Origin of the sequence: Microvirga rosea (assembly GCF_020595095.1) — a bacterium.
GTDB lineage: Bacteria > Pseudomonadota > Alphaproteobacteria > Rhizobiales > Beijerinckiaceae > Microvirga > Microvirga rosea.
On sequence record NZ_JAJDOP010000012.1, the window covers coordinates 46416 to 68970 of the forward strand.

Annotated in this window: 20 protein-coding genes and 1 riboswitch; of the genes, 12 read left to right on the forward strand and 8 right to left on the reverse strand. The window is 59.4% G+C overall.

Annotated features, from left to right (window positions below; genetic code table 11):
- Window positions 1–64: 64 nt before the first annotated feature.
- A riboswitch (TPP riboswitch) is annotated at window positions 65–169 on the forward strand.
- From thiM to LJD17_RS24425, 6 genes are all read left to right on the forward strand, one after another.
- Window positions 160–948, forward strand: a complete 789-nt coding sequence (gene thiM, locus LJD17_RS20535; protein ID WP_227386059.1) for a hydroxyethylthiazole kinase — start codon at window positions 160–162, stop codon at window positions 946–948. It overlaps the preceding riboswitch by 10 nt.
- Window positions 945–1610: a thiamine phosphate synthase gene (gene thiE / locus LJD17_RS20540; RefSeq protein WP_227386060.1), complete on the forward strand. Its 666-nt coding sequence runs from the start codon at window positions 945–947 to the stop codon at window positions 1608–1610. Before thiM ends, thiE begins: the two co-directional genes overlap by 4 nt.
- On the forward strand, window positions 1607–2407 hold the full coding sequence (gene thiD, locus LJD17_RS20545) for a bifunctional hydroxymethylpyrimidine kinase/phosphomethylpyrimidine kinase (RefSeq protein ID WP_227386061.1): 801 nt from the start codon (window positions 1607–1609) through the stop codon (window positions 2405–2407). Before thiE ends, thiD begins: the two co-directional genes overlap by 4 nt.
- The gene (locus LJD17_RS20550) at window positions 2391–3482 is read left to right on the forward strand and encodes a TRAP transporter substrate-binding protein (protein ID WP_227386062.1); all 1092 of its coding nucleotides are present in this window, start codon (window positions 2391–2393) and stop codon (window positions 3480–3482) included. Before thiD ends, LJD17_RS20550 begins: the two co-directional genes overlap by 17 nt.
- 409 nt (window positions 3483–3891) lie before the next feature.
- Window positions 3892–5652 carry a thiamine pyrophosphate-dependent enzyme gene (locus tag LJD17_RS20555; RefSeq protein ID WP_227386063.1) on the forward strand — a complete coding sequence of 587 codons (1761 nt, stop codon included), beginning with the start codon at window positions 3892–3894 and terminating at the stop codon, window positions 5650–5652.
- A gap of 188 nt (window positions 5653–5840) precedes the next feature.
- Window positions 5841–5951 carry a hypervirulence associated TUDOR domain-containing protein gene (locus LJD17_RS24425; RefSeq protein WP_406600858.1) on the forward strand — a complete coding sequence of 37 codons (111 nt, stop codon included), beginning with the start codon at window positions 5841–5843 and terminating at the stop codon, window positions 5949–5951.
- 258 nt (window positions 5952–6209) lie between these two features.
- On the opposite strand, the gene LJD17_RS20565 is transcribed toward LJD17_RS24425, so the two are convergent.
- The 4 genes from LJD17_RS20565 to LJD17_RS20580 all read right to left on the reverse strand — a co-directional run bounded on the left by LJD17_RS20565 (window position 6210) and on the right by LJD17_RS20580 (window position 10902).
- Window positions 6210–7175 carry an ABC transporter permease gene (locus LJD17_RS20565; protein WP_227386064.1) on the reverse strand — a complete coding sequence of 322 codons (966 nt, stop codon included), beginning with the start codon at window positions 7173–7175 and terminating at the stop codon, window positions 6210–6212.
- Window positions 7176–7183: 8 nt separating this feature from the next.
- Window positions 7184–8164 carry an ABC transporter permease gene (locus tag LJD17_RS20570; RefSeq protein WP_227386065.1) on the reverse strand — a complete coding sequence of 327 codons (981 nt, stop codon included), beginning with the start codon at window positions 8162–8164 and terminating at the stop codon, window positions 7184–7186.
- Window positions 8161–9702, reverse strand: coding sequence for a sugar ABC transporter ATP-binding protein (locus tag LJD17_RS20575; protein WP_227386066.1), 1542 nt, complete (start codon window positions 9700–9702; stop codon window positions 8161–8163). Before LJD17_RS20575 ends, LJD17_RS20570 begins: the two co-directional genes overlap by 4 nt.
- A 75-nt stretch (window positions 9703–9777) precedes the next feature.
- Window positions 9778–10902, reverse strand: a complete 1125-nt coding sequence (locus LJD17_RS20580) for a sugar ABC transporter substrate-binding protein (RefSeq protein WP_227386088.1) — start codon at window positions 10900–10902, stop codon at window positions 9778–9780.
- Between the two features lie 938 nt (window positions 10903–11840).
- Here LJD17_RS20580 and LJD17_RS20585 point away from each other — a divergent pair.
- Window positions 11841–12323 carry an arginase family protein gene (locus LJD17_RS20585; RefSeq protein WP_227386067.1) on the forward strand — a complete coding sequence of 161 codons (483 nt, stop codon included), beginning with the start codon at window positions 11841–11843 and terminating at the stop codon, window positions 12321–12323.
- 10 nt (window positions 12324–12333) lie between these two features.
- On the opposite strand, the gene LJD17_RS20590 is transcribed toward LJD17_RS20585, so the two are convergent.
- The 3 genes from LJD17_RS20590 to LJD17_RS20600 form a co-directional block, all read right to left on the reverse strand.
- Window positions 12334–13269: an alpha/beta fold hydrolase gene (locus tag LJD17_RS20590; protein ID WP_227386068.1), complete on the reverse strand. Its 936-nt coding sequence runs from the start codon at window positions 13267–13269 to the stop codon at window positions 12334–12336.
- 93 nt (window positions 13270–13362) lie between these two features.
- Window positions 13363–14568, reverse strand: coding sequence for an MFS transporter (locus LJD17_RS20595; protein WP_227386069.1), 1206 nt, complete (start codon window positions 14566–14568; stop codon window positions 13363–13365).
- A 171-nt stretch (window positions 14569–14739) separates the two neighbouring features.
- The gene (locus tag LJD17_RS20600; protein ID WP_227386070.1) at window positions 14740–15456 is read right to left on the reverse strand and encodes an SDR family NAD(P)-dependent oxidoreductase; all 717 of its coding nucleotides are present in this window, start codon (window positions 15454–15456) and stop codon (window positions 14740–14742) included.
- A 123-nt stretch (window positions 15457–15579) separates the two neighbouring features.
- Between LJD17_RS20600 and LJD17_RS20605 the strand changes: the two genes are divergently transcribed.
- The 3 genes from LJD17_RS20605 to LJD17_RS20615 all read left to right on the forward strand — a co-directional run bounded on the left by LJD17_RS20605 (window position 15580) and on the right by LJD17_RS20615 (window position 20044).
- Window positions 15580–16182: a TetR/AcrR family transcriptional regulator gene (locus tag LJD17_RS20605; protein WP_227386071.1), complete on the forward strand. Its 603-nt coding sequence runs from the start codon at window positions 15580–15582 to the stop codon at window positions 16180–16182.
- A 379-nt stretch (window positions 16183–16561) separates the two neighbouring features.
- Window positions 16562–18748: a PAS domain-containing sensor histidine kinase gene (locus tag LJD17_RS20610; protein ID WP_227386072.1), complete on the forward strand. Its 2187-nt coding sequence runs from the start codon at window positions 16562–16564 to the stop codon at window positions 18746–18748.
- Window positions 18749–19378: 630 nt separating this feature from the next.
- The gene (locus tag LJD17_RS20615; protein WP_227386073.1) at window positions 19379–20044 is read left to right on the forward strand and encodes a winged helix-turn-helix domain-containing protein; all 666 of its coding nucleotides are present in this window, start codon (window positions 19379–19381) and stop codon (window positions 20042–20044) included.
- Window positions 20045–20162: 118 nt separating this feature from the next.
- Here the strand turns inward: LJD17_RS20615 and LJD17_RS20620 are convergent, their stop codons facing one another.
- Window positions 20163–21053, reverse strand: coding sequence for a LysR family transcriptional regulator (locus tag LJD17_RS20620; RefSeq protein WP_227386074.1), 891 nt, complete (start codon window positions 21051–21053; stop codon window positions 20163–20165).
- Window positions 21054–21158: 105 nt separating this feature from the next.
- Between LJD17_RS20620 and LJD17_RS20625 the strand changes: the two genes are divergently transcribed.
- Both LJD17_RS20625 and LJD17_RS20630 read left to right on the forward strand, forming a co-directional pair.
- A complete protein-coding gene (locus LJD17_RS20625) occupies window positions 21159–22022 on the forward strand; it encodes an SDR family oxidoreductase (protein WP_227386075.1) in 864 nt (287 codons plus the stop codon).
- Window positions 22023–22067: 45 nt separating this feature from the next.
- A complete protein-coding gene (locus LJD17_RS20630) occupies window positions 22068–22550 on the forward strand; it encodes an SRPBCC family protein (RefSeq protein WP_227386076.1) in 483 nt (160 codons plus the stop codon).
- Window positions 22551–22555: the final 5 nt, after the last annotated feature.

Below are 22555 nucleotides of genomic sequence, written 5' to 3' on the forward strand. Positions count from 1 at the left end.
GCGGCCAAGTTTGGCGGCAAGAGATTGCATCTTGCCAAACGCGGCAGAGGGTGTTTATTTCAGCGCCATCTCCTTGGGGTGCCCGCTCGGGCTGAGAGGTCTTGCATGAGACCAACCCATCGAACCTGATCCGGATCATGCCGGCGGAGGGATTGCGAGATGATGAGCGCATTGGCGTCCAAAGGGGACGCGCACAACATTTCAAACTTGGCTGGGCCTTTGCTTGAGCGTCTTCGTAGCGAGCGGACGCGTGTGCATGCAATCACGAATGCAGCGGCGCAGACTCTTACGGCCAATCTCCTGCTCGCTGCCGGTGGCATTCCATCCCTGACTGCTGCACAGGAGGAGGTGACGTCCTTTACCAGCCGCTCCGCCGCGTTGCTCATCAATCTTGGCACGCTCGACGCCGATCGCCGCACAGCAATCTCTCACGCCATCGCAACCGCCCACGCTCACGCCAAGCCGTGGGTGCTCGACCCAGTCTTTGTCGAAGCCTCTCCGGCCCGCCTGGACTTTGCCCATGCCTGTCTTGCGGGCAAGCCGCGTGTCCTGCGCTGCAACGCTGGCGAATTCGCGGCTCTCGCAGGTGGCGAAGCAACGCCTCAAGCTGCCCAGGCCTTCTCGAAGACTCATGGCATAGTCGTCGCCCTCACTGGTAAGGTGGATTTGATCGCCGACGGTGAGCGCCTCATTCGGATCGAGAACGGCCATCCCTGGATGACCCACGTGACCGCCATGGGATGTGCCGCAACGGTCCTGATGGCAGCCCTCACGGCCCTGACCGGCAGTGCGTTCGAAGCCGCCGCCGCGGCTCTGCTGGTCATCGGGGTTGCAGGCGAGATTGCAGCCCAGGGCGCCAACGGACCTGGCACATTCCAACCTGCCTTCCTCGACGCGCTTTTCAACCTTGATGCTGCAACCCTCATTGCCCGTGGGAGGGCCTCATGAACCCAGTCGATCTTAGGCTCTACGGCATCATCGATCCGGAGCGAGCCACGGGCCGAGATCCTGTCGAACTTGCCCGACAGGCAGTTGCCGGCGGCGCGACACTCATCCAATACAGAGACAAATACGCCGAGGGCCGCCGCCTCGTGGAATTGGCCCGCGCCTTGAAGGCTGCGCTTGAAGGAACCAGCGTGCCGCTCTTAATCAACGATCGCATCGATGTCGCGCTTGCAGTAGGCGCCGATGGCGTCCATCTCGGGCAGGACGACGTGCACCCTAAAGATGCGCGCGAACTGCTGGGTCCGCACGCGATCATTGGGTTGACGCTGAAGACGCCGGAGCAGGCCGATGCGATGGTGGGCATGCCGGTGGATTACGGCTGCATCGGCGGTGTCTTCGCAACCGGGAGTAAAAACAATTCCGACCCGCCGATTGGGCTCGACGGACTTCGCAAGATCCTAAAGCGCGTCAGGCTCGCAAGCCGCAGGCCAATGGGAGCCATCGCTGGAATCGACGCGTCGAATGCGGGAGCCGTCATCGCCGCAGGCGCTGACGGTATAGCGGCCATCTCGGCGCTGTTCATGGCGACCGATCCACCAACCGAGGCCCGGCGGCTGTTGCACATTGTGGATCAGGCCCTGACATCACGAGGTGTTCTGGCATGACTGCCATCGCAGTCACCATCGCAGGTTCGGACTCGGGCGGAGGAGCCGGCATCCAGGCGGATCTGAAGACTTTCTCTGCCCTGGATGTCTACGGCGCGAGCGTCATCGCGGCACTGACGGCGCAAAACACCCTGGGCGTTCACGGCATCCTCGACGTTCCGCCCGCTTTCGTAACGCAGCAGATTGACAGCGTCTTCTCCGATCTTGCGATTAATGCCGTGAAGATCGGCATGCTGTCCCGTTCCGCGATCATCGAAGCTGTGGCTGAGGGCCTCGAGCGCCACCATGCGATCCAGATTGTGCTCGATCCTGTTATGGTGGCGGCCAGCGGCGATCGGCTGCTAGCGCCAGAGTCGGTAGATGCGCTGCGTAATGCTCTCCTACCGAAGGCGATGCTCGTCACGCCCAATCTTCCGGAAGCCGCCGCCCTGCTTGATGAGCCGATGGCGTCCGACGAACGTGCGATGTGCCGCCAGGCAGAGCGGATCCTTGCCCTCGGTCCGAAGGCCGTTCTGGTGAAGGGCGGACACAGCACAGGAACGGAAAGCATCGATATCCTTCTGGATGCTGATGGGGTCCAACGGTTCACGGCTCCTCGCATCGATACGCTGAACACACACGGCACTGGCTGCACGCTGTCCTCTGCGATCACGGCCGGGCTCGCCAAGGGCCTGCTGCTGGCGGAAGCAGTTGCAGCCGCCAAAAGCTTCATAACCGCCGCCATTGGGGCTTCCGATCAACTCAAAATTGGACACGGGCACGGGCCTGTGCATCACTTCCATGCCTATTGGTCCTAAGCTCTCCCGCCGTGCAGCGATGGTCATCGGGGCTGTGACGCTCGCGACCCCGACTGTCGTTCGCGCTCAGACCCTGCGCTGGCGTATGGTCACGTCCTGGCCGAAAGGCCGCACCGGTCCCGGTATTTCCGCGCGGCGGATCGCTGAGCGCATCAATGCCATGAGCGACGGACGTCTACAGGTCAATCTCTTTGCCGCCGGTGAGATCGTGCCGCCCTTTGCGGTGCTTGACGCAGTCTCGAACGGCACCGTTGAGATGGGCCATACGGCATCGCTCTACTGGCAAGGCCGCATGCCCGCTGCAGGGTTTTTTACAAGCGTGCCGTTCGGGCTCGGCCCAATTGAACACCAGGCCTGGATCGAGCTGAGGGATGGGCAGGTGCTCTGGGACGAACTTTACAAGCCTCACGGTATCCGGGCTTTCCTGGCAGGAAATACGGGCCCATCTATGGGTGGGTGGTTCCGGCGCAAGCTGAACGGCGCTGAGGATCTGAAAGGCATGCGCCTGCGCGTACAGGGCCTAGGCGCCGAAATTTATGCCAAGCTAGGTGCCGTGCCGATGACGATCTCGGCCGGCGACCTGCTGCCGGCGATCGAGAAAGGCTCCATCGACGCCGCAGAGTTTCTGGCGCCGGCAACGGATCTGGAGGCCGGGCTGCCGAAGTATGCCCCGTTCTATTATGCGCCCGGGTTCAACAAGCCGAACGGCGCGAGCGAGTTATTGGTCTCGCTCTCGGCTTGGGAGCGGCTCTCACCCGACCTGCGCAGCGTCGTGATTGAAGCCTGTCGGGCCGAACATGCCCTAGGCCTCGCCGATGCGTACCAAACCAATGCTGCCGCGCTGACAGAAATTCTCGGTAGGTACCCGGTGAGCCTTGAGGCATTTCCCCGCTCCATCATGGAGGCTGCCCAAGCAGCTTCAGCGGAACTCCTCACCGAGATTGCCTCGACTTCTCCACTCGCTAGTCGCATCGTGGAGAGCTATCGTAATGCCCAGCGCGAGCTGCGTGGCTGGTCGTCGCTTGCAGCGGATATGGCGCGAGCCAACACGCGCGCATCCTCGACTGCACGGTAAGTGGTAGCCGGGGGTGAGCGAAGGGCGCTTCGGGTCACGAGCCGAAATTCCCAGGGCTTTCGGAACCGTCGGGTTCAATGAGGATTGCTGTTTTCGAACTTGAGTCTCAGGTGTGCCACGAGCAGCCATTGCAAGCATCAAGTTTAGTCGCTCAATGAGCTCTGGTTTGAGGTCGTTGGCGAGGGATCATCCTTGATGGCATCCGCAAACCTGCATCCTGAATGAAAGGACACAAGGTTGGCGCAGTACACCCTGGCTGCTGCAAAGGTTCCGGTAGAAAGACCTATCCACGGGATTGGAACAACACAGGCGTGCCTGAGTTCAGCTGAAACACGACAGCTTCTTCAACAGCCACTCACCTCGTTCTGTAAGAGGCAAGACGGCTTTGCATCTTCACACGGAGCTAACAATGTCTCGCAACGGAGCCGATGTTCTGGTCGAGTGTCTAATGGCCTGGGGTGTCGATGTGGTGTTTGGCATGCCGGGGGATGGCATCAACGGTGTGATGGAGTCAATCCGCACCCATTCCGACCGCATCCGCTTCATACAAGTCCGAAATGAAGAATCTGCCGCTTTTATGGCCTGCGCCTATGCCAAGTTTACTGGCAAGCTCGGCTGCTGTCTTGCCACTACAGGGCCGGGCGGCAATCACCTCCTCAATGGGCTCTATGATGCCAAGTTCGACAAGGCCCCCGTGCTCGCAATCACGGGCTTGCCCTATCATGACCTGATTGACACCTTCACCCAACAGGACATTGATCACAGCAAGGTGTTCCAGGATGTCGCCCTCTACACCGCGCGAGTCATGAGTCCTATGCAGGTGGAGAACACCGTTGGGCTTGCCTGCCGCATTGCGCTCACTCATCGTGGGGTTGCCCATGTAGCAATCCCTGTGGACGTGCAGGAAGAGCCGGAAGCAAAGGTCAAACGCTCGGATCGCAATGTTCCCCACCATGCCTCCTTCGCTCACACGCAATCGATCAGCCTGCCCGACCCGGAGGCGGTCGCCCGTGCCGCGGATATCCTCAATGCCGGGAACAAGGTGGCGATCTTGGCTGGACAAGGGGCATATCATGCCCGTGACGAGTTGATCCGCACGGCGGAGCTTCTGGGTGCTCCCATTGTCAAGGCTCTTCTCGGAAAGGGTGTGGTGGCGGATGATCATCCGCTCACCACCGGGGGAATCGGCCTCCTGGGCACACGACCTTCACAGGAGGCTTTCGAGCAATGCGATGCCTTCCTGATTGTCGGCTCAACTTTTCCCTACATAGAATACTACCCCAAGCCAGATCAGGCACGCGGGGTGCAGATCGACCGCGATCCGACGCGCATCGGCTTACGCTTTCCGGCCGAGGTCGGGCTTGTAGGTGACGCTCGCGCCGCACTTGAGATGCTTAACGCTCAACTGAAGCGAAAGGAAGATCGGAGATTCCTGGAGCAGGCGCAGCAGGGCATGGCCGAATGGCGACGTTTGCTACAGGACGCGGTCGAGAAGCAAGAACAGCCTATGAAGCCGGGGCGCATCGCTCACGATCTCAACGACCGTCTGGACGATAACGCCGTTGTGACATGGGATTCCGGCCATAACACTGGTCTCCTTGCTCGCTATATCGAAGCCCGTGGGGATCGGATGTTCTCCGGCTCAGGTCTGCTGGCCTCCATGGGCTGCGGTGTGCCCTATGCCGTCGCCGCCGCACTCGCCTTTCCAGGGCGCCAAGTCGTGGCCTTCGTAGGCGATGGAGGCCTGAGCATGCTGCTTGGTGAGCTTGCGACGATCGTTCGTTACCGGCTGCCAATCAAGATCGTGGTGGTAAAAAACAACACCCTCGGCCGGATCAAGTGGGAACAGATGATGTTTCTCGGCAACCCAGAATACGAGTGCGATCTCACACCCATCGACTTCGTTAAGGTAGCTGAAGGTTTTGGCATCCGTGGCTTTCGCGTCGCAGATCCGCAGCAGTGCGGCCGAGTTCTTGACCAAGCTCTCGGCGCGGCTGGATCGGCACTCGTGGAAGCCATCGTCGATCCCAATGATCCACTTCTGCCACCCAAGCGCATGGAAAAGTACGCCAAAAACCTGGAGAAAGCCCTGCACGCTGGAACTCCGGGCCGCGAGGCAATCGAGCGGGCGCTTGCCGAGGAACCAGCGCATACAATGCTGCAGAGCTGAACCCACAGCTCTCGCGCTAAGACCGAGGGATGGAACGCAATCATCTAGCGCGAGTGCTGAGGGGTATTATCCGTTGGAAGGAAGCTCTCATGGCCAAGTCACTGAAAGCTGGCGACAACGTCTCCTGGAAGTCGTCCAGTGGTCACAGCAAAGGCAAGGGCGTGAAGAAGCAAACCACCCCTATTTAGATTAAGAGCCACAAGGTTGCAGCTTCCAAAAACAATCCCGAATATATCGTAAAAAGCGACACGTCGGGAAACAGCGCAGCTCACAAGCCGGACCAACTCAAGAAGGTGTGAACGCACTCTTGGCATGTCGGAGGACCGGAGTTGCTATTGGAACGAGGATGGTCTCGCTTGGTTGACGCCTCGTGGGAGTTGTATCCGGCAACTCCCCCTCCACAGCACCCAATGAGAGGTTTCATGCGGTACGCACCTCTATACACAGGACTTTTACTTGGCGTCTGTCTTACAACCTCTGTTACCCTTGGCTCCGCAATGACTCAGACTTCCTCATCGCAACAGCAGCCTTTCGAAAAGCATCTGGCAATATCGCGGTCAGTGGACCAAGCCTTCGCGTCCATAGAGCAAAAGCATCAGGATAATTACGACGCCATAGATAATTTGCCGGCCGGATTCCTCAATCTGCATGACTGAAAGAATGGACTGAAGAAGCGTGATGAGGATCACGCCCGCCACTGTGCCGAGATAGTTTCCGCGGCCGCCGAGGATTGACGTGCCGCCAAGGACAACGGCGGCAATCGATGGGAGCAGATAGGCGTCCCCCATGCCCTGCGCTGCCTTGCTGGCATAGCCGGCGAGAAGCACGCCACCAAAAGCTGAAAGCCCGCCCGAAAGAGCGAATGCGAGCAGGACGACTCTCTGCAACTTCACTCCTGACAGATAAACCGCGCGCTCCGAGTTGCCAATGCCATAGACGGCCCGCCCGAAGGTTGTGCGGGAGAGAAGGAATGTTGCTGCGGCGCCAACCACGCCCCAGACCAGGAGCGCGTTGGGAATGCCGAGGAGGCTGTTCCCCGTGGCCAGAAACCGCATCGCCTGGGAGGATGCGTCTTGTGGCGAAAAACCGCCTGTATGGACCACCATCAGCCCTTGCGCTACAGCGTTGACGGCGAGAGTGACAATCATGGAGGGAATCCGCAGATAGGCGACGCCAAAGCCACTCACGAGGCCCAGCGCCACTCCACAGAGAATGCCGAAAGGAATGGCGATAATTCCGCCCACCGGGCCCCACCAGCTGGCAACCGCTGTTGACATCATGCCGCCGACGGCGACGACCCAGGGTACGGAAAGATCGATCTGACCGAGCAGGATCACAATCATCGCCCCCGTCGCGATCACTCCGAGAAAAGAAGCGACCTTGAGCTGTTGAAGCAAGAATGCGGGCGACACGAAGCTAGTCGAGTAGAGGCTGCCTAAGAACAGCAGTGCTGCGATGCAGCCGAAGGCGATTGCAACTGCCGGATCGATATGCCGAACGAGAGATCTCGCCAATCTCGACATGGTGTACCCTATCCGAACAGATCAAGACGGTTGCGGATCCGGAAAAGCCTGACTGACCCGAGAGATACGGCGACGAGAAGCACAATGCCCTGAAATAGCGGCTGCCAAAGAGGCTCAAGGTCGAAGACGAAAAGGAGATCCCCGATCGTCCGGAACATCAGCGCGCCAAAGATCGCGCCAATGGCGCTCCCCGCTCCGCCGAAAAGTGATACGCCGCCTAGGACGACGGCCGCAATGGAATACAGGGTGTAGGTGCCGCCGTTCGCCGCCGACGCTTCCCCCGAATAGGTGATGAATGTCAGAAAAAGACCGCCCATTGATGCCAGAAGCCCCGACAGCGAATAGGCTACGAGCTTGGCGCGGCGGATGGGAACGCCGGACATGTACGCGGCAATCTCGGACGAGCCGGCCGCATACACGGCTCGACCAATCTCCGAGCGACGAAACGGAACCCAAATCACCAGGACGACGATGAAAAGTGCGACCAGGCTCGCTGGGATGCCTCCGGGGAGCTGACCAGTAAGGCTATCAGCCAGAGTCGAGTTCACATCGCCGCCTGGAACCGGTCGCAGCGCGAGGGCGAGCCCGAAATAGATCGCTCCCGTCGCGATCGTCGTCACGATCGGCTGGAGGCGGCCATAAATCACAATGAGCCCATTCAGAGCGCCGCAGAGCGACCCCGTGAGAAGAACACCGATCACGCCGAGCGCTGTCATCCCCAGCGAGCCTACCACGATCCACGAGGCCAGACAGTTGGTGAGAATGAACACCATTCCGACCGACAGGTCGATGCCAGCGGTCAGCACCACGATCGTTTGAGCCATGGCGACGAGGGCAAGAAGAACACCCTTGTTTGCCGCCGTCGTGACCACATTGGCGTTGAAGCCGGCGGGATGATTGCTTACGTAAATCACAAACATCAGCAGGAAAACGATAAAGGCGAGCAGTGTCTGCCGATGCTCGCCGATACGATAGCGCCATTCGTTCACGCGCCGATGGCCAGTTTCGCACCAGCCTCCTCTGTCTTGGACGTGATGTTGAGCGCGCTGCTGACCAGCGCGTGCTCCGTGATGTCCGGCCCAATGAGCTCCTGTTTCACCGCTCCGTCATAAAGCACCAGAACCCGATCGCAGCAGCCGATCAGTTCAGCATAGTCGGTCGAATAAAAAAGGATAGCAGCGCCTGAATCGGCAAGCTTGCGCAGGAGCTGGTAAAGCTCCTGCTTGGTACCGACATCAATGCCACGCGTCGGGTCATTGAGAAGAATAATTCTTGGAGTAACCATGAGCCATTTGGCAATCAGGACCTTCTGCTGATTTCCGCCGGATAGTGCCCCCACGGGATTATTCGTCCCATCCGTGCGGATCGAAAGCAGATGGATCACATCGTCGACAGCAGCGTCCTCGGACGCGCGATCGATGACTCCGAGCCGTGACAGACGTCCAAGAGCAGCGAACGAGAGGTTATGGCGGACCGACATTGGCAGCATCAGGCCTTCGGTCTTTCGATCCTCTGGGATCAGAGCCATGCCGATTCCGGGACTTTTGGCCAGGTGAGGGCTCGTCACAGACTCGTGTTTCCCATCGATGCTGATCTCGCCTGAAACCCCACGGAGCACGCCGAAGAGGGCCAGCAGCAACTCGCGCTGGCCTTGACCATCGAGACCTCCCAGGCCGACCACCTCTCCGGCATTCACTTTGAGCGAGATATTCTTGAGGCGATTCGTCCAGGAGAGTTCACGAGCTTCAAGGACAGGAGTCCTTTCACTCGGCACGACCGAAGGTTTCGGCGGGAATACATGGCTGTATTCGCGCCCAATCATGAGCTCGACGACCTCGTTGTCCGATTTCGTGCCCGCCTTATAAGTTGCGACATTCCGGCCATTGCGAAACACGGTACATTCGTCGGCAAGCTCGGCGATCTCCTGCATGCGATGAGAAATGTACAGAAGCGCGAGCCCCTCGGACCGAAGGCGCTTTAGGACCGTATAGATCTTGTCGACATCCGCTGCGGCAAGGGCCGACGTCGCCTCGTCGAGGATCAGAATGCGGGGGCTACGAGCCAGCGCTTTGGCGATCTCGACGATCTGGCGTCGTGACAGGGGCAAATCCTTGACAGGGGTTAGGGGATGGATGTCCTGGCCACCGGCGCGCGCCAGCGCTTCCTCAGCGATCCGACGCTGAGCTCTTCGGTCGATCAAGCCGAAACGTTTCGGCGGATTGCTGATGGCAATGTTGTCGGCCACCGAAAGATCGGGAAGGAGTGACAATTCCTGAAAGATACATGCGATTCCGGCCTGATTGGCTGAAGCCGGAGAGGCAAACTGTACTTCTCTTCCTTCCATGATCATCCGCCCCTCGTCGGGCATCACGACGCCAGCCATGATCTTGATCAAGGTCGATTTGCCGGCCCCGTTCTCGCCAAGGATCGCGTGAACGCGTCCGGCTTCAACGTTGAGGCTCGCGTTCTGTAATGCGCTGACCCCGCCGAAATGTTTGAAAACCCCCTTCATCTCGAAGAACGCCATCACAGACCTGTATATCTTATGGCAATGGGTGGCGTCGCAGGATGACCTTGCGACGCCCGAGGTTGTGATACGGCTTTACTGGTTCGCCTCTGACTGACCCATGATTTCCTGTGCGGTGAAGTTGATACCGCAGGTCGGAAACGCATTGCCTACGAAGAAGTTGTCGGACTGCTCCGAGTAAAAGTCCTGACCATCCTTGAAATTTGGATCCTCTACCCGGGCGAGGGGCAGCTTGATCGATTGCGGCACGACATTGCCTTCAAGTGCGGCGATCGCAGTCTTGATCGCAACGGCGACCTGGGCGGGGCCAGTGCCGCCCGATGCGCATTTCAAACCATCGGCCGAGTACTTCGCGCAGAATTTGCGAAAGCCATTCTCGGTTTCGCCGCCGAAGGGAACGAATGGATGTTTGGCGTCGATAATCGCTTGGACGACACCAGTATCCCCGCCTTGGGCCGTAACGCCATCAAAGTGTTTGTGCACGGCAATGGCGTCGGCGGTCACCTTCTGGGCGGTCGGGTCATCCCATTTGCCGATGACCTCGACGGTGTCCCACTTTTTTCCCGAGGCCTTCAAGACCCCCTGAATGCCATCGTGACGATCCCGGTCCACCGAAGTGCCGGATACGCCGCGAACCTCTAGGATCTTGCCGCCGTTGGGGATGTTCTTGACGAGCCAATCGGCCCAATATTCGCCGAGCCCTTTTTGATCGACGTTGACGTTGATCGCATCCTCGGTATCAAGCGTGTTGTCGAACGCAACGAGGACCACGCCAGCATCGTTGGCGCGCTTAATTACGGGCTTAAAGGCTGTCGGATTCTGGGCGTTGACGACGATCGCGTCATAGCCGGAATCGATGAAGTTATTGACCGCTGCAATCTGCGCTGCCACATCCTCGCCGGTCGAGACGACCTTGAATTCCTTGAGTTTCGTCGCCACATCAGGCTGCGAAGCATAAGCCTTCGCGGTTTTGATCATCTGAATACGCCACGTATTGGCGATGAATCCGTTCGCAAGCGCGATCCGATAAGGCCCCTTCTTCTGCGTGAATTGAAAGAGCTTCACGCTGTCCGTCCAGGGGGCGAAACACTTCGGATCTGAGTTTGGTCCGGCAACAATCTTGGGCCCTGCAGCATAGGCTGCGAAGCCAAAGACGCCATGAATTAGTAGAATGCCAGCAAAACCTGCTACGCGGCGCATGCAGGATCGCGATTTCATAACTGTTCCTCCCATCGAGCACGTTTTATTATAAGTGGCTCGCATACTGGACAGATCAACAAAGCATAACTGCAGTATGTCCTAAATTTACTACATACTACTTATAAAATCTAATAAACGCACCATGTTTGGCTTGCAACATTAAATTATCATCCCGTATTTGTCAAGAAATTGACCGCTGGCGCATAGAAGGGATCAGACGAATGACTGGTTCGGTGCCCTGCTCTCTTCCTGTTCGCACCCGCCTCACGCAGAACCCGTTGTCCGGGACTGCGCCTCCAGCCAGCGCCAAGCCTCCTCCTGAGATAGATCGAAGTGGCGGGTTTCGCCGTGCACCAAGGGTGCGTCCCAACTTGCCACGGCGACCATCCAGGCAGGGCTCCCACCAGAGCATAGCGCTTGACCTGCCGCCAGCCGCGCATCTTCACCGACGCAAGTCCCTCCTAGCGCAGGGCCTCGAGGGTGACGACCAGGCGGTGCATGTCATCCCGGCGAATGCGCCCGTTCACCTCGAACGCGATCACGTCCGGCCTGGCCGCCTCGATGAAGTGGACCGAGGGCAAAGCCGGTGCCGCCTCGGGCTCGCCGGTCGTGATCGACTTGGATACCTAAGTCAGCGCTTCGTCCCGCTCGCCTGGCACAAATGTGCGGATCTCGATTTGGGGCGGATATGGCCAAGGATAAACACGCCTGGGAAGCCATGTCCCCTGCCTCTTCGCTGGACCCACCCGATCTAGCGCTCGCTAGCGGCATCATTAGATTGCTCAAGAACCATTCGCAGCTTGTCCAGTTCCGCCCCAAAGCCCTGCCAGTCTCCTGCCTTCAGCCGCGCGAATGCCTGTTCGTAGTGACTGAGAGCCTTCCGGACTCGGTCGGCTTCCGAGGGCGCGATTAAACCGCCGAGTGGTGCTTCAGCGGGCATGAATCTCGCCCTGGCCACTGGGCGCGGTGAGCGTCTTCTGACTGAATGGCCTTTGGTGGATGCCCCGCTGGTGCCTGACGAGCAGGTGGTACAGATCGGCGAACGCGAAAGCCACGACGCCGAGTTCGCTTGGCCGGACATCAACACCACCGCCATCACCCGCCTCGACGTATTCGCTGCACGTGATCTCGGGTCAGCCGCCGTGATCGCCCAGACCCTGACGGTTCTGGGGCAACAGTCGGATTGGCCTTTCTGGGTCCACCTCGACGTCGACGTTCTGGATCAGGACGTAATGCCGGCGGTCGGCAGCCCAGGCAGTCCGGGCCTCAACGAGCAGGATCTCATCCCTCTCCTGCGATCGCTCATCGCGCACGAACTCTGCGTCGGCATGACAATCACGATCTACGATCCCGATCGTGATCCACAGCACGAATGTGCAGTTAGGATCGTTACCCTGCTACGAAAGGTGTTCGCAACCTAGTTGCGACAGTCTACTCCGCGACTTTGCCATACGTAGCCTTGAAGCTGGGTCGGAGTTTGGGGGTAGTTGGCTCGGTCGAAGGTGCGTGCACTCGGTCCAGAAAGTCGCGGATGAGCGTCACCATCTCATCAAGATTGGTTTCCAGCAGCCAATGGCCACCGTCTAGCAGGTGAAACTCGGCATCGGGTAAGTCGCGAAGGTAAGCACGTGCTGACTTCTCTGGCATGTAGTGATCGTGCGGTCCCCACGCGATCAGCGCCGCAGGTCGGTGCTCACTGAGGTATCTGCGGTACTGCGGAAACCAAGCGCGGTTTTCCCTCAACCCCGCGATGAGGCTGACGGCGATTTCCTTGCGTTTCGGTGTCATCACCGACCAATGCAACTTCCATAGATCGGGAGGGACGCGCGCAGCGAGTTCGGTCCTGACGTCATTCAGAAATTCTTCTCGGAACGTCTCCTCATTGATCGCCTCAGCCAGTTTCTCCCGCATCTCGGAATCCGGAAGGGTCCAGGTCTTCTCGATGTCGGCATATTTCGGCCCCAGGGCATCCTCGTAGGGGATGTCGGCATTCTGCAGGATGAGCGCTACCACGCGCTCAGGTGCCTTGATCGCCAGCCGTGCGCCAATCGGAGATCCGAAATCGTGCAGATAAAGAGCGAAGCGGTCAATGCCCAACTCCTTCACGAAGCTGTCGAGAAAGGCGGCGTAACCATCGAAGCTGTAGTCGAAGTCGTCCGGTGTTCCGCTGTAGCCAGCGCCAGGATAGTCCGGCGCAATCAGTCGCCACCGATCGGCCAAACGTGGCATGAGGTTGCGGAACTCGTAGGACGAGCAGGGATATCCGTGCGGGAGTAGAACAACGGGTGCGCTTTCCGATCCCGCCTCGCGGAAGAAGGTGTCAACGTTGCCAATCTTGATCCGACGGTGTCTGACACAGGTATCCATGATTGCTTCCTCGTTGACTTTTCCAGATCGGACGCCCCGGGCAACTTAGGTGTTCGCTGCCCACTTCACCAATGGCTACTTGCGGCGACGGCCTCAGGTTTTTGCGATGGCTGCCGTGCGTGAGCGAATGCCGGCGAGGATACTCGTTGTGGCCAGCAATAAAATCGCGCTGCTGGCGGCAAAGACCCCCGTTGCTCCGCTCACCTCGAATATTCCCCCTCCAGCGGCAGCACCAACCGCAATCGCCAGCTGAATGGCCGCAACCAGCAGGCCCCCTGCGCTTTCCGCTTGATCGGGAACGGTTCGGGTCAGCCAAGTCGACCAAGCCACCGGTACGGCACCGAAGGCAGCCCCCCAGAGTCCTACCATCAAAGCAACGGGAATGGGTTGGCTGCCCAAGGCCACTAGACCTAATCCAAGAATGCCCATCAGCAAGGGCATAATTGTCAGGGTCAACCGCAGGCTGCGCTCAAGCAGAATGCCTGCCAGCAGTGTACCGACAAAGTTGGCGGTCCCGAAGCCGAGCAGCATAGCTGATACAGTGTTGATCCCGACGCCCGTGACGGTCTCAAGAAACGGTCGAATATAGGTGAAGAAGGCAAAATGCCCGCTGAAGATCAGCATCGCGGCGATCATGCCAACGGCAACGCCAGGACGCGCGACCACGTCGATGAGCGTGCGCAAGCCTGTTAAGCCGGTGGGAGCCATACGCGGGAGAGATACAAATTGGACGATCAGTGTCACAGCACCTAAGACCGCGACCATCAAGAACACGCTGCGCCACCCGATGACGTCGCCCAAAAAGCTGCCGACAGGTGCCGCCAGAACTGTTGCCGCCGACACACCGCTGAAGATCATCGACAGGGCTCTGGGTACCTGTGACTCTGGCACAAGCCGCATCGTCACCGCAGCGGACATGGTCCAAAATCCGCCAATCGCGATGCCGAGTAACACGCGGCCCAGCAGCAGGAGAGGCAAATCGACCGCGAATGCTACGAGCAAATTTGAGGCAATCAGCAGGAGCGAGAAAGCCAGGAGCACGGTACGGCGGTCAATCCGGCTCGTGGCAGCAGAGATGAAGAGGCTTGTCATCATGCCGACGATCGCTGTTGCGGTCACAGCCTGCCCGGCTATTCCTTCAGTGATGTGCAGATCCGCCGCCATTGGGGTCAGGAGACTAGCGGGTAGGAACTCGGCCGTCACCAGACCGAAGACGCCTAGCGTCATAGCAAACACTGCGCCCCAGGCAGGCTGCTCCTGCGTTTTAGAGGCTTCCTCGGCTTCACATGCTTCAATCATCTGATCGTCCTTTGGTGATCCAATGCGCAGCTATGATAGCTTGTGCTGCGGATAGTGGGGATTTGCATCAACGAAGGATCCAGCGACTCTGAAAGGAGGTCCGATCATTGTCTTCAAAATTTTCTGGATCATTTTGCGGTAGGGTCAGGCTGCGACGCCGCCGTCTACAGCCTATGTTGCACCAGTCACGAAGCTCGCTGCCGGACTCGCTAGATTGGCGACAGCACTAGCAATCTCATCCGCCGAACCACACCGGTTCAGAGCGATCTTGGTTCGCTGCCTGGTAGCGCGTTCGCTGGTGGCAGGGTTCATGTCGGTATCAGTTGGTCCAGGATGCACAAGGTTCACGGTGACGCCGCGAGGCGCAAAGTCATGGGCGAGGCCACGTGTCGTGCCAACCGGAGCAGCTTTGGTGAGCGTATCGGTTGTAGTGCCTGGCCCGGCACTGCGCTCAGCAAGGCCACTGCCGAAGCTGACGATCCGGCTCCCCTCCGGCATGACCTGTGCTGCGGCGGTCGCGGTGAAGAAGACACTGCGGGCGTTGACCGCCATCAGGCGATTAAACGCATCGACCGTGGCGTCCTCAGGGGGACCGGCCATTATGATCCCGGCATTTGCCACGAGGATGTCCAAGTGGCCGAAATCGCGCGTAACCTGACATACTACATTGCGGATAGCGTCGGCGTTACCTGCATCCACAGCGTCGGCCTTCGCTCTACCATCAGCCTCGAGGACCTGGGCGACAGGTTGGTCCGCTGCGCCATTGCTGGTGGTGTAGGTGAAGGCCACTACGTCGACTCCGCCAGCAGCGAGGCACCGGACAATTGCCGCGCCGATGCCCCCGCTCCCACGGGTCACCAATGCGACGCATTTGCTGTTCGAAGCCATGCCCGACTCATTTATGTGTTGATCAATACATAAATGGTGGGCGAGTTGCAGAAGGCTGTCAATCGATTTATATAATGATCAGCACATAAAGGAGAGTCGATGTCGTCCCGAGGCCGCCCGCGGGTGTTCGACCGCACCGAAGCGCTTGAGAAGGCCATGGAGGTGTTCTGGCAGCAAGGCTTCGAGGGCTCGTCTATGACCGATCTCACCACTGCCATGGGCATTAGCTCGCCAAGCCTCTATGCCGCTTTCAGGTCAAAAGAAGCCCTCTACCTGGAGGCGGTGCGCCACTTCAGTGAAACATCGGCCGCAGGGATTTTCCGCGCGCTCATGGAGGCCCCAACATTGCGGGAGGGGCTGGCGGGCATGCTGAATGCCTCCATTGGCTGCTCGACCCAGCCGGGGCGGCCCCAGGGCTGCATGATTGCGCTAGGTGCCACCCATTGCGCTCCAGAGAATGAGCGGATCCGGCAGGAGTTGAAGGAGATGCGCCGCACCTTGCAGGATACTCTGCGGCTAAAGTTCGAGACGGCGATTTCCGATGGTCTGTTGCCTCCGGATGTCGATGCCGCTTCTCTTGCAGCCTACTATGCCACGGTGGTGCATGGACTTTCGATCCAGGCCCGGGACGGAGCCACCTGCGATGAGCTGACGGCAATTTTGGCCCATGCACTGGCACCGTTTGATCGCATCACACGTGTGAACGATCCTGTTGGTCTTGCATAGCCGATAGCGATCTCATGCGGACTGTCGCTTGTCGTCGAGGGCAGATCTGGATGTCGTGACGTTAACAAGCTGGTGGATTCAACCACGAAGCCCTCATGGCGATGGTAAGCGACGTACAGGGTGGGTGCCGGGACGGCATTCGCTGCATCGAGACGAGCCATCTGATCAGCCGTGGGTGCCCGGCCGATTGCGTTCGTTGCAGAAAAAATTACTGCTATGGACATTAGTCTTGACGGGCTGTCGAAATCGACGGAGAACGCCCTATCTATGGGTGTTCGCCTTGGAATCTTACAACAAGTGCGCCCACCAGAGGCAATCCGAGGTGGTTGCCCTGATTGTCTCCTCAAGAGATTACCGGCGCAAAGGAAGATGAACTCCGATGACGGTTGCCGTTCTTTCCTCCAGCAACCCCTTGCCCCGGTCCAGCTTGCAGGAGCTCGCCACAGTCAGCCAGGCCGTCCTGGATGCCATGCCAACGGCTCTGTATGTGTGTGCTGCGGATGGAGCGATCCTACGCTACAATAGAAAGGCCGCCGAACTGTGGGGACGCAGACCACGTCTGGGTGAGACTGATGATCGGTACTGCGGATCCTTTCGCCTCTACGACTTGGATGAGCGTCTGCTTGCTCGCGCCGACACTCCGGTGGCGCATGTCTTGCGCACAGGAGAGCCTGTCTTTGGTCTGGAAGTTCTGATCGAGCGGCCAGATGGTAGTCGCCGGATTGTGATGGTTCAGATCGAGCCGCTGCTCGATGAGCAAGGCGATATTCTTGGCGCGATAAACTCCTTCCAAGACATTTCCGACCGGAAAGCCCTGGAGCTTGAGCTCCGCCAGAGCCGGCAGGATCTTGAGGACTTCTTTGAGAACGGTGCTGTTGGTCTTCACTTGGTGGCCGCGGACGGCACGATCCTGCGCGCTAACCAGGCCGAGCTTGACCTCCTTGGCTACACCGCGGACGAGTACATTGGACGGCCCATCGCTGACTTCCATGCCGATGCTCCGGTGATCCGAGATATCCTCCGCCGACTCGCCCGGGGCGAGACACTCGATCGGTATCCGGCCCGTCTGAAGGCTAAGGACGGCTCGATGCGGCATGTTCTGATCACATCCAACGTGCATTTCCGTAACGGCACTTTCCACAACACCCGCTGTTTTACAGTCGATGTGACCGATCAGCATCAAGCAGACGAGGCACTGCAGGAGAGCCAGCAGCGGCTCGCTGTGACCTACGAGCAAGCACCCATCGGTATCGCCGAGATGGATGCGGCCGGGCGCTTCGTCCGTGTCAACCCAGCTCTCTCGGCCATCATCGGCTACACTCCTGAGGAGCTTGTGGGGCGCTCCTTCATCGAGCTGACCCACCCTGAAGACCATGACGATGATGCAGAGCAGTACGCACGCCAGGTGCGAGGCGAGATCGCCCACTACTCGGTGCAGAAGCGCTTCCTGCGCAAGGACGGTGGCATTGTCTTCGTGAATGTCCTCAGCTCGTCCGTGCTCGACCGGCAGGGACAGTTCCGGTACGGTGTGCGCGTGGTCCAGGACGTGACGGAGCGGCTCCAAGCTGAGGAACGGTTGCGCGAGAGCGAGCGCCACGTTCGCGAACTCCTCGAGGCTCTGCCGGCCGCGATCTACACCACTGATGCCGAAGGGCGGATCACCTACTACAACCAGGCCGCGGTCGATTTCTCCGGGAGGACGCCTGTAATCGGGAGTGATGAGTGGTGCGTGACCTGGCGCCTCTTCACGCCGGACGGGGCCCCGCTGCCGCACGATCAGTGCCCCATGGCCGTCGCCTTGAAGGAGGGCCGCGCCGTTCGCGGTGCGGAAGCAGTTGCCGAGCGCCCGGACGGCACCCGGATTCCGTTCATTCCCTTCCCGACGCCACTGCACGATGCTGCGGGCCGGATCGTCGGCGGGATCAATATGCTGGTGGACATCACGGAGCGAAAGCAGGCGGAGGAGCATCAGCGGGTGCTGATCGACGAGCTGAACCACCGGGTGAAGAACACGCTCGCTACCGTGCAGTCGATTGCCACCCAGACCATCCGGACCTCACCGGATATCGAGACTTTCTCCGAGAACTTCGAGCCTCGCCTGCTGTCGCTGAGCAAGGCGCACGAGCTGCTGACACGCCGGGCCTGGACCGGGGTCAACCTGCGCGACATCGTCTGCCAGGAACTGGAGCCCTATGACGATGGTTCCAACACGCGTGTTCGGCTGGACGGTCCCGACCTTACGCTGGAGCCACGGGTGGGACTCGCCCTCAGCTTGGTTCTGCACGAGCTGACCACCAACGCCGCCAAGTACGGCGCCCTGTCGACCGAGCAGGGACTCATTACCGTGCGGTGGAGCACCTCCGAAGCCTGCAGTTCCGACGCCCTCCGGATCGACTGGATTGAAAGCGGCGGACCGATCGTTACCCCGCCTACCAAGCGCAGCTTCGGCACCCGTCTGATCGAGCGCAGTGTTATCAACGATCTCCAAGGCCGGGCCCAGTTCGATTTCGATCCCACGGGCCTGCGTTGCACCCTTGAACTGCTTCTCCATCCGCGTCAGCTCTAAGGCTGTCGATATCTGCTCTGATTGGGTTGAGCCTTCTCCTCATTGAGAGCAAGGCGTATGGAGCTGCGCTAGCCGACATGGACTGCGACTTGGTGATGCCAAGCTCCTCAGGTCCGGGAGGGGCCAGGACAGTCGTTCCGGAATCTTATTAGTAGAGGCCAACGAGACCTTTTCACCCTTTGAACTCGCGTGGTTTTGATCGGTAGAGATGTGAAACGACTCTCACCAACGGTCGGAGTTGATTTGGGAAGGTCACGCGGGAGCAGCCCTCGTCAGGGAGGGGATTACACCCGGCCCATCGGAACAAGCGCAGGATTTTCCACGATCTTTCAGACATGCCTGTCCAGGCCTCGTTCCCCTCCCGGCTGACGCATGGGGCGAGGTCCGTCGCTTGATGATGAGCCCAATTGTCGGCTGGGTAAGAGAAGACAATGACTGTGTTTTCGACAGACATAGCGGCCGCTTTGGCAGGTGCTCCCCCTCACCGAGGAACGACAGCTTCGGAAGTCCTCTCCCGTAGTCGAGCTATGGGCCACATTTTGGCACTTAGGCAGCGTCAGCCTTAACACAGCTTCATAAGCTAATATTCCTGCGATTCCGGTACTGTGCCAATCTCTGGTGGATTCGACCATGTTTGTCCTTGTGAAAGAACATTCTGAGCTTGCTGCTCACTATGTGGCGCAGTTTGACCAAGAAGCCCTGCCACTCCTTCATCTCTCGCCTAATCAGTTGGAAGCCTGGATGACCGCACGCATGCCGGATGAGCTGCGGCAGGTTCAAGGATTCGTCATCGGCGACTGTCAGGATCGGATCGCCTGCGCGCATCGTCTGCATACCCAGATAGACGCTCCCCTGGTCGCCCTTACCAAGACCCGCTCTCTCGATCAGACGCTTGAGCTCTTCTCCGCCAATTTCGACGTTGTCGTGCATGCTCCGGTTCACGTTAAAGAAATCGTCGTCCGGACCTCCGCTATACGCCGACGCAGCGCATCGAGACTTGAGACCTTTTGCCAGAACAGGCTTACGGTCTTTTTTGATGGACGTGATCCGGAAATTGACGGGAAATGTTTGCTCTTGCCTCGCCGGGAGCGGGATTTGCTCTGCTACCTGGCGCAGAACCGCGGTCGGCAAGTGAGCAAGACGCAAGTATTTCACGCTCTTTATTCTGATGATCGCGAGGCCACCGAGACGGTGGTTGAGAGCCACGTCAGCAAACTGCGGAAGAAGCTACGTCTGGCATTGGGCTTCGATGTGATCGAGTGCCGGCGGATGGCGGGATATGGCTTTTACGGTTGAAAACTGCAGCGTTGGCGACGTCCCTTGGCGCGCTTTGGCCCATGCTCAAGCGCGAGACTCGGTCGGGTTGTGGCCGGAAGTGGATCAGTGGAGCCGCCTCATCCAGCCAGGGCCACAATCACGGGATAAAGGCCGCCAACTCGTCAGGCGTTCCCATGGGAAACGCCTCTTTCAAGTAATCGAGGAAGGCCGACACACGAGCGCTCAGCAGGCGCCGCGATGGGTAGAGCGTCCACAGTGCGATATCAGGTCCGTCAACATCACCCCAATGCACCAACGTGCCGGCTGCCAGATCGTGACTCACGAGTGACACTGGAAGGCGTCCGACGCCGACGCCTGCTCGGACAGCATCGCGGACCATCACGAGCGATGAGAGGCGAAGCAACGGATCGATCGCGATGGTCGATCTTCCCGTCGGCACTGTCACATCCCAGCTTGCAATCTGTTCGCCCTCTCCGCGCACAACAGCCGGCACCGCTGAATCATCTATAGGTCGCGCCAAGCTTGGGCTCGCTACCACTACCAGCCGATCACGCAGAAAGACTCGTCCGACAAGGCTTTCATCCGGTTTAGGGTTGACCCGGATTACCAAGTCGTAACTTTCCTCTATCATGTCGACGGTTCGATCTTCCGTCGTAACCTCAAGCCGGACCTCCGGATATCGAAGTGCGAACTCAGCGGCCAGCTTTCCCATTGCAGTCTGGGAGAAGAGCAATGGCGCGCTGATCCGCAATCGGCCTCGTGGCCTGTCCCCACCTGAAGCGATTGCCGCCGCGGTCTCGTCGAGCTCGGTCAGTAGCGCTCCCGTCCGCTCGTAAAGCGCCCGTCCCTCCTGGGTGAGCTTCAGAGCGCGCGCGCCACGCTCGAACAGACGCAGATTGAGGGTGGCCTCCAATTCTGCCACCCGCCGGGACAAAGTCGCTTTTGGACGCCCTGAGGCACGTGCGGCCCGCCCGAAGCCTCCGTGCCGGGCGACGAGATTGAAATCAGCGAGGGCGAGCAAATCCATAGATGTTCCACCAGTGAGACGGTCTGTCCAAATATAGCGTCTATCGGGGTGAATGTGGATCACTCATTTTCAGGATGTCTTCTGACCCAACCCGGAGTGATCCCCATGACCATCCTCGTTACCGGTGCAACTGGCACAGTCGGCGGCTACGTTGTCGAACAGCTCACGAAGCGCGGCGCCGATGTGCGCGCTCTCGTCCGCGATCCTACTAAGGCCAATTTCCCGACGGGTGTGACCGTCGTGCAGGGCGACTTGCTTGACGGGGACTCGCTCCGCAGCGCTTTTGCTGGCGTTTCCACCCTGTTCCTGCTTAACGCGGTCGTACCCGATGAATTCACCCAGGCCCTCATCGCGCTCAATGTTGCTCGAGAAGCCGGTATCGAGCGGATCGTCTATCTGTCAGTGATTCACAGTGACCTCTACGTGAATGTGCCGCACTTTGCCGGCAAGTTCGGCGTCGAGAGGATGATCGAGCAGATGGGCTTCAACGCCACCATCCTGCGCCCGGCCTATTTCATGAACAACGATCTCATGATCAAGGATGTCGTGCTCGGGAATGGCGTCTACCCGATGCCGATCGGCAGCAAGGGTCTTGCCATGATTGACGCGCGCGATATCGGCGAGATCGCAGCCATCGAGCTCATCCGCCGTGAGCAGGCTGCTGAACCTCTCGCGCTCGATCGGATCAATCTCGTCGGTCCGGATACGCTGACGGGCGCGGATGTCGCCGCGATCTGGTCGGATGTGCTGGGTCGCACGATTGCTTATCCGGGCGATGACACAGGCAGGTTCGAGCAGAACCTGCGGCAGTTCATGCCGAGTTGGATGGCTTACGACATGCGCCTGATGGCCGAGCGCTTCCTGACCGACGGTATGCTCCCCGAGGACGGGGACGTTGCACGCCTCACCAGGCTCCTCGACAGGCCGCTACGCTCCTACCGCGCCTTCGCTGCCGAAATTTCCGCCTGAGTCAAATAACCGGACACCTCGTACCATTAGAAACGGACTATCACCATGATCTACTCGACCGCCACTGTTCCGGTGAACCCGGAAGGCGAAGCCCCGCTGACCCGCGCACAGGCATGGGCCGGCTTGGAACTCAAGGCTCGGGACGCCCGTCTGTTCCTCCCGCCCGGCCTCTGCACCCGATGCGATGTCGTGGAGGAGAGTGCGACCCATTTCGTGCGCGAAGCCACGATCGGCGCTGCCGATCTGCGCGAGATCATCACCCTCGAGCCGGAGCGCAAGGTCACATTCTTTCAGGTCACCGGGCCGCGCGAGGGCACGATCATCAACGAGCTTTTCGAGGATGAGGCCGGCGAGCTTCAGCTCCGCTTCTACTGCTACCTCGGCCTGCGAGGCAAAGAGCCGAATGGCCCCGAGGAGCAGGCCGAGCAGGCGCAGTTCGACAGCGAGAAAGGCTACAAAGCCGCCCTGCTGTCTACGCTGAAGCGCACCCGCGAGTTGCTCGCTGGGGGCCGGCTCTCTCTGCTCTAGCGGAC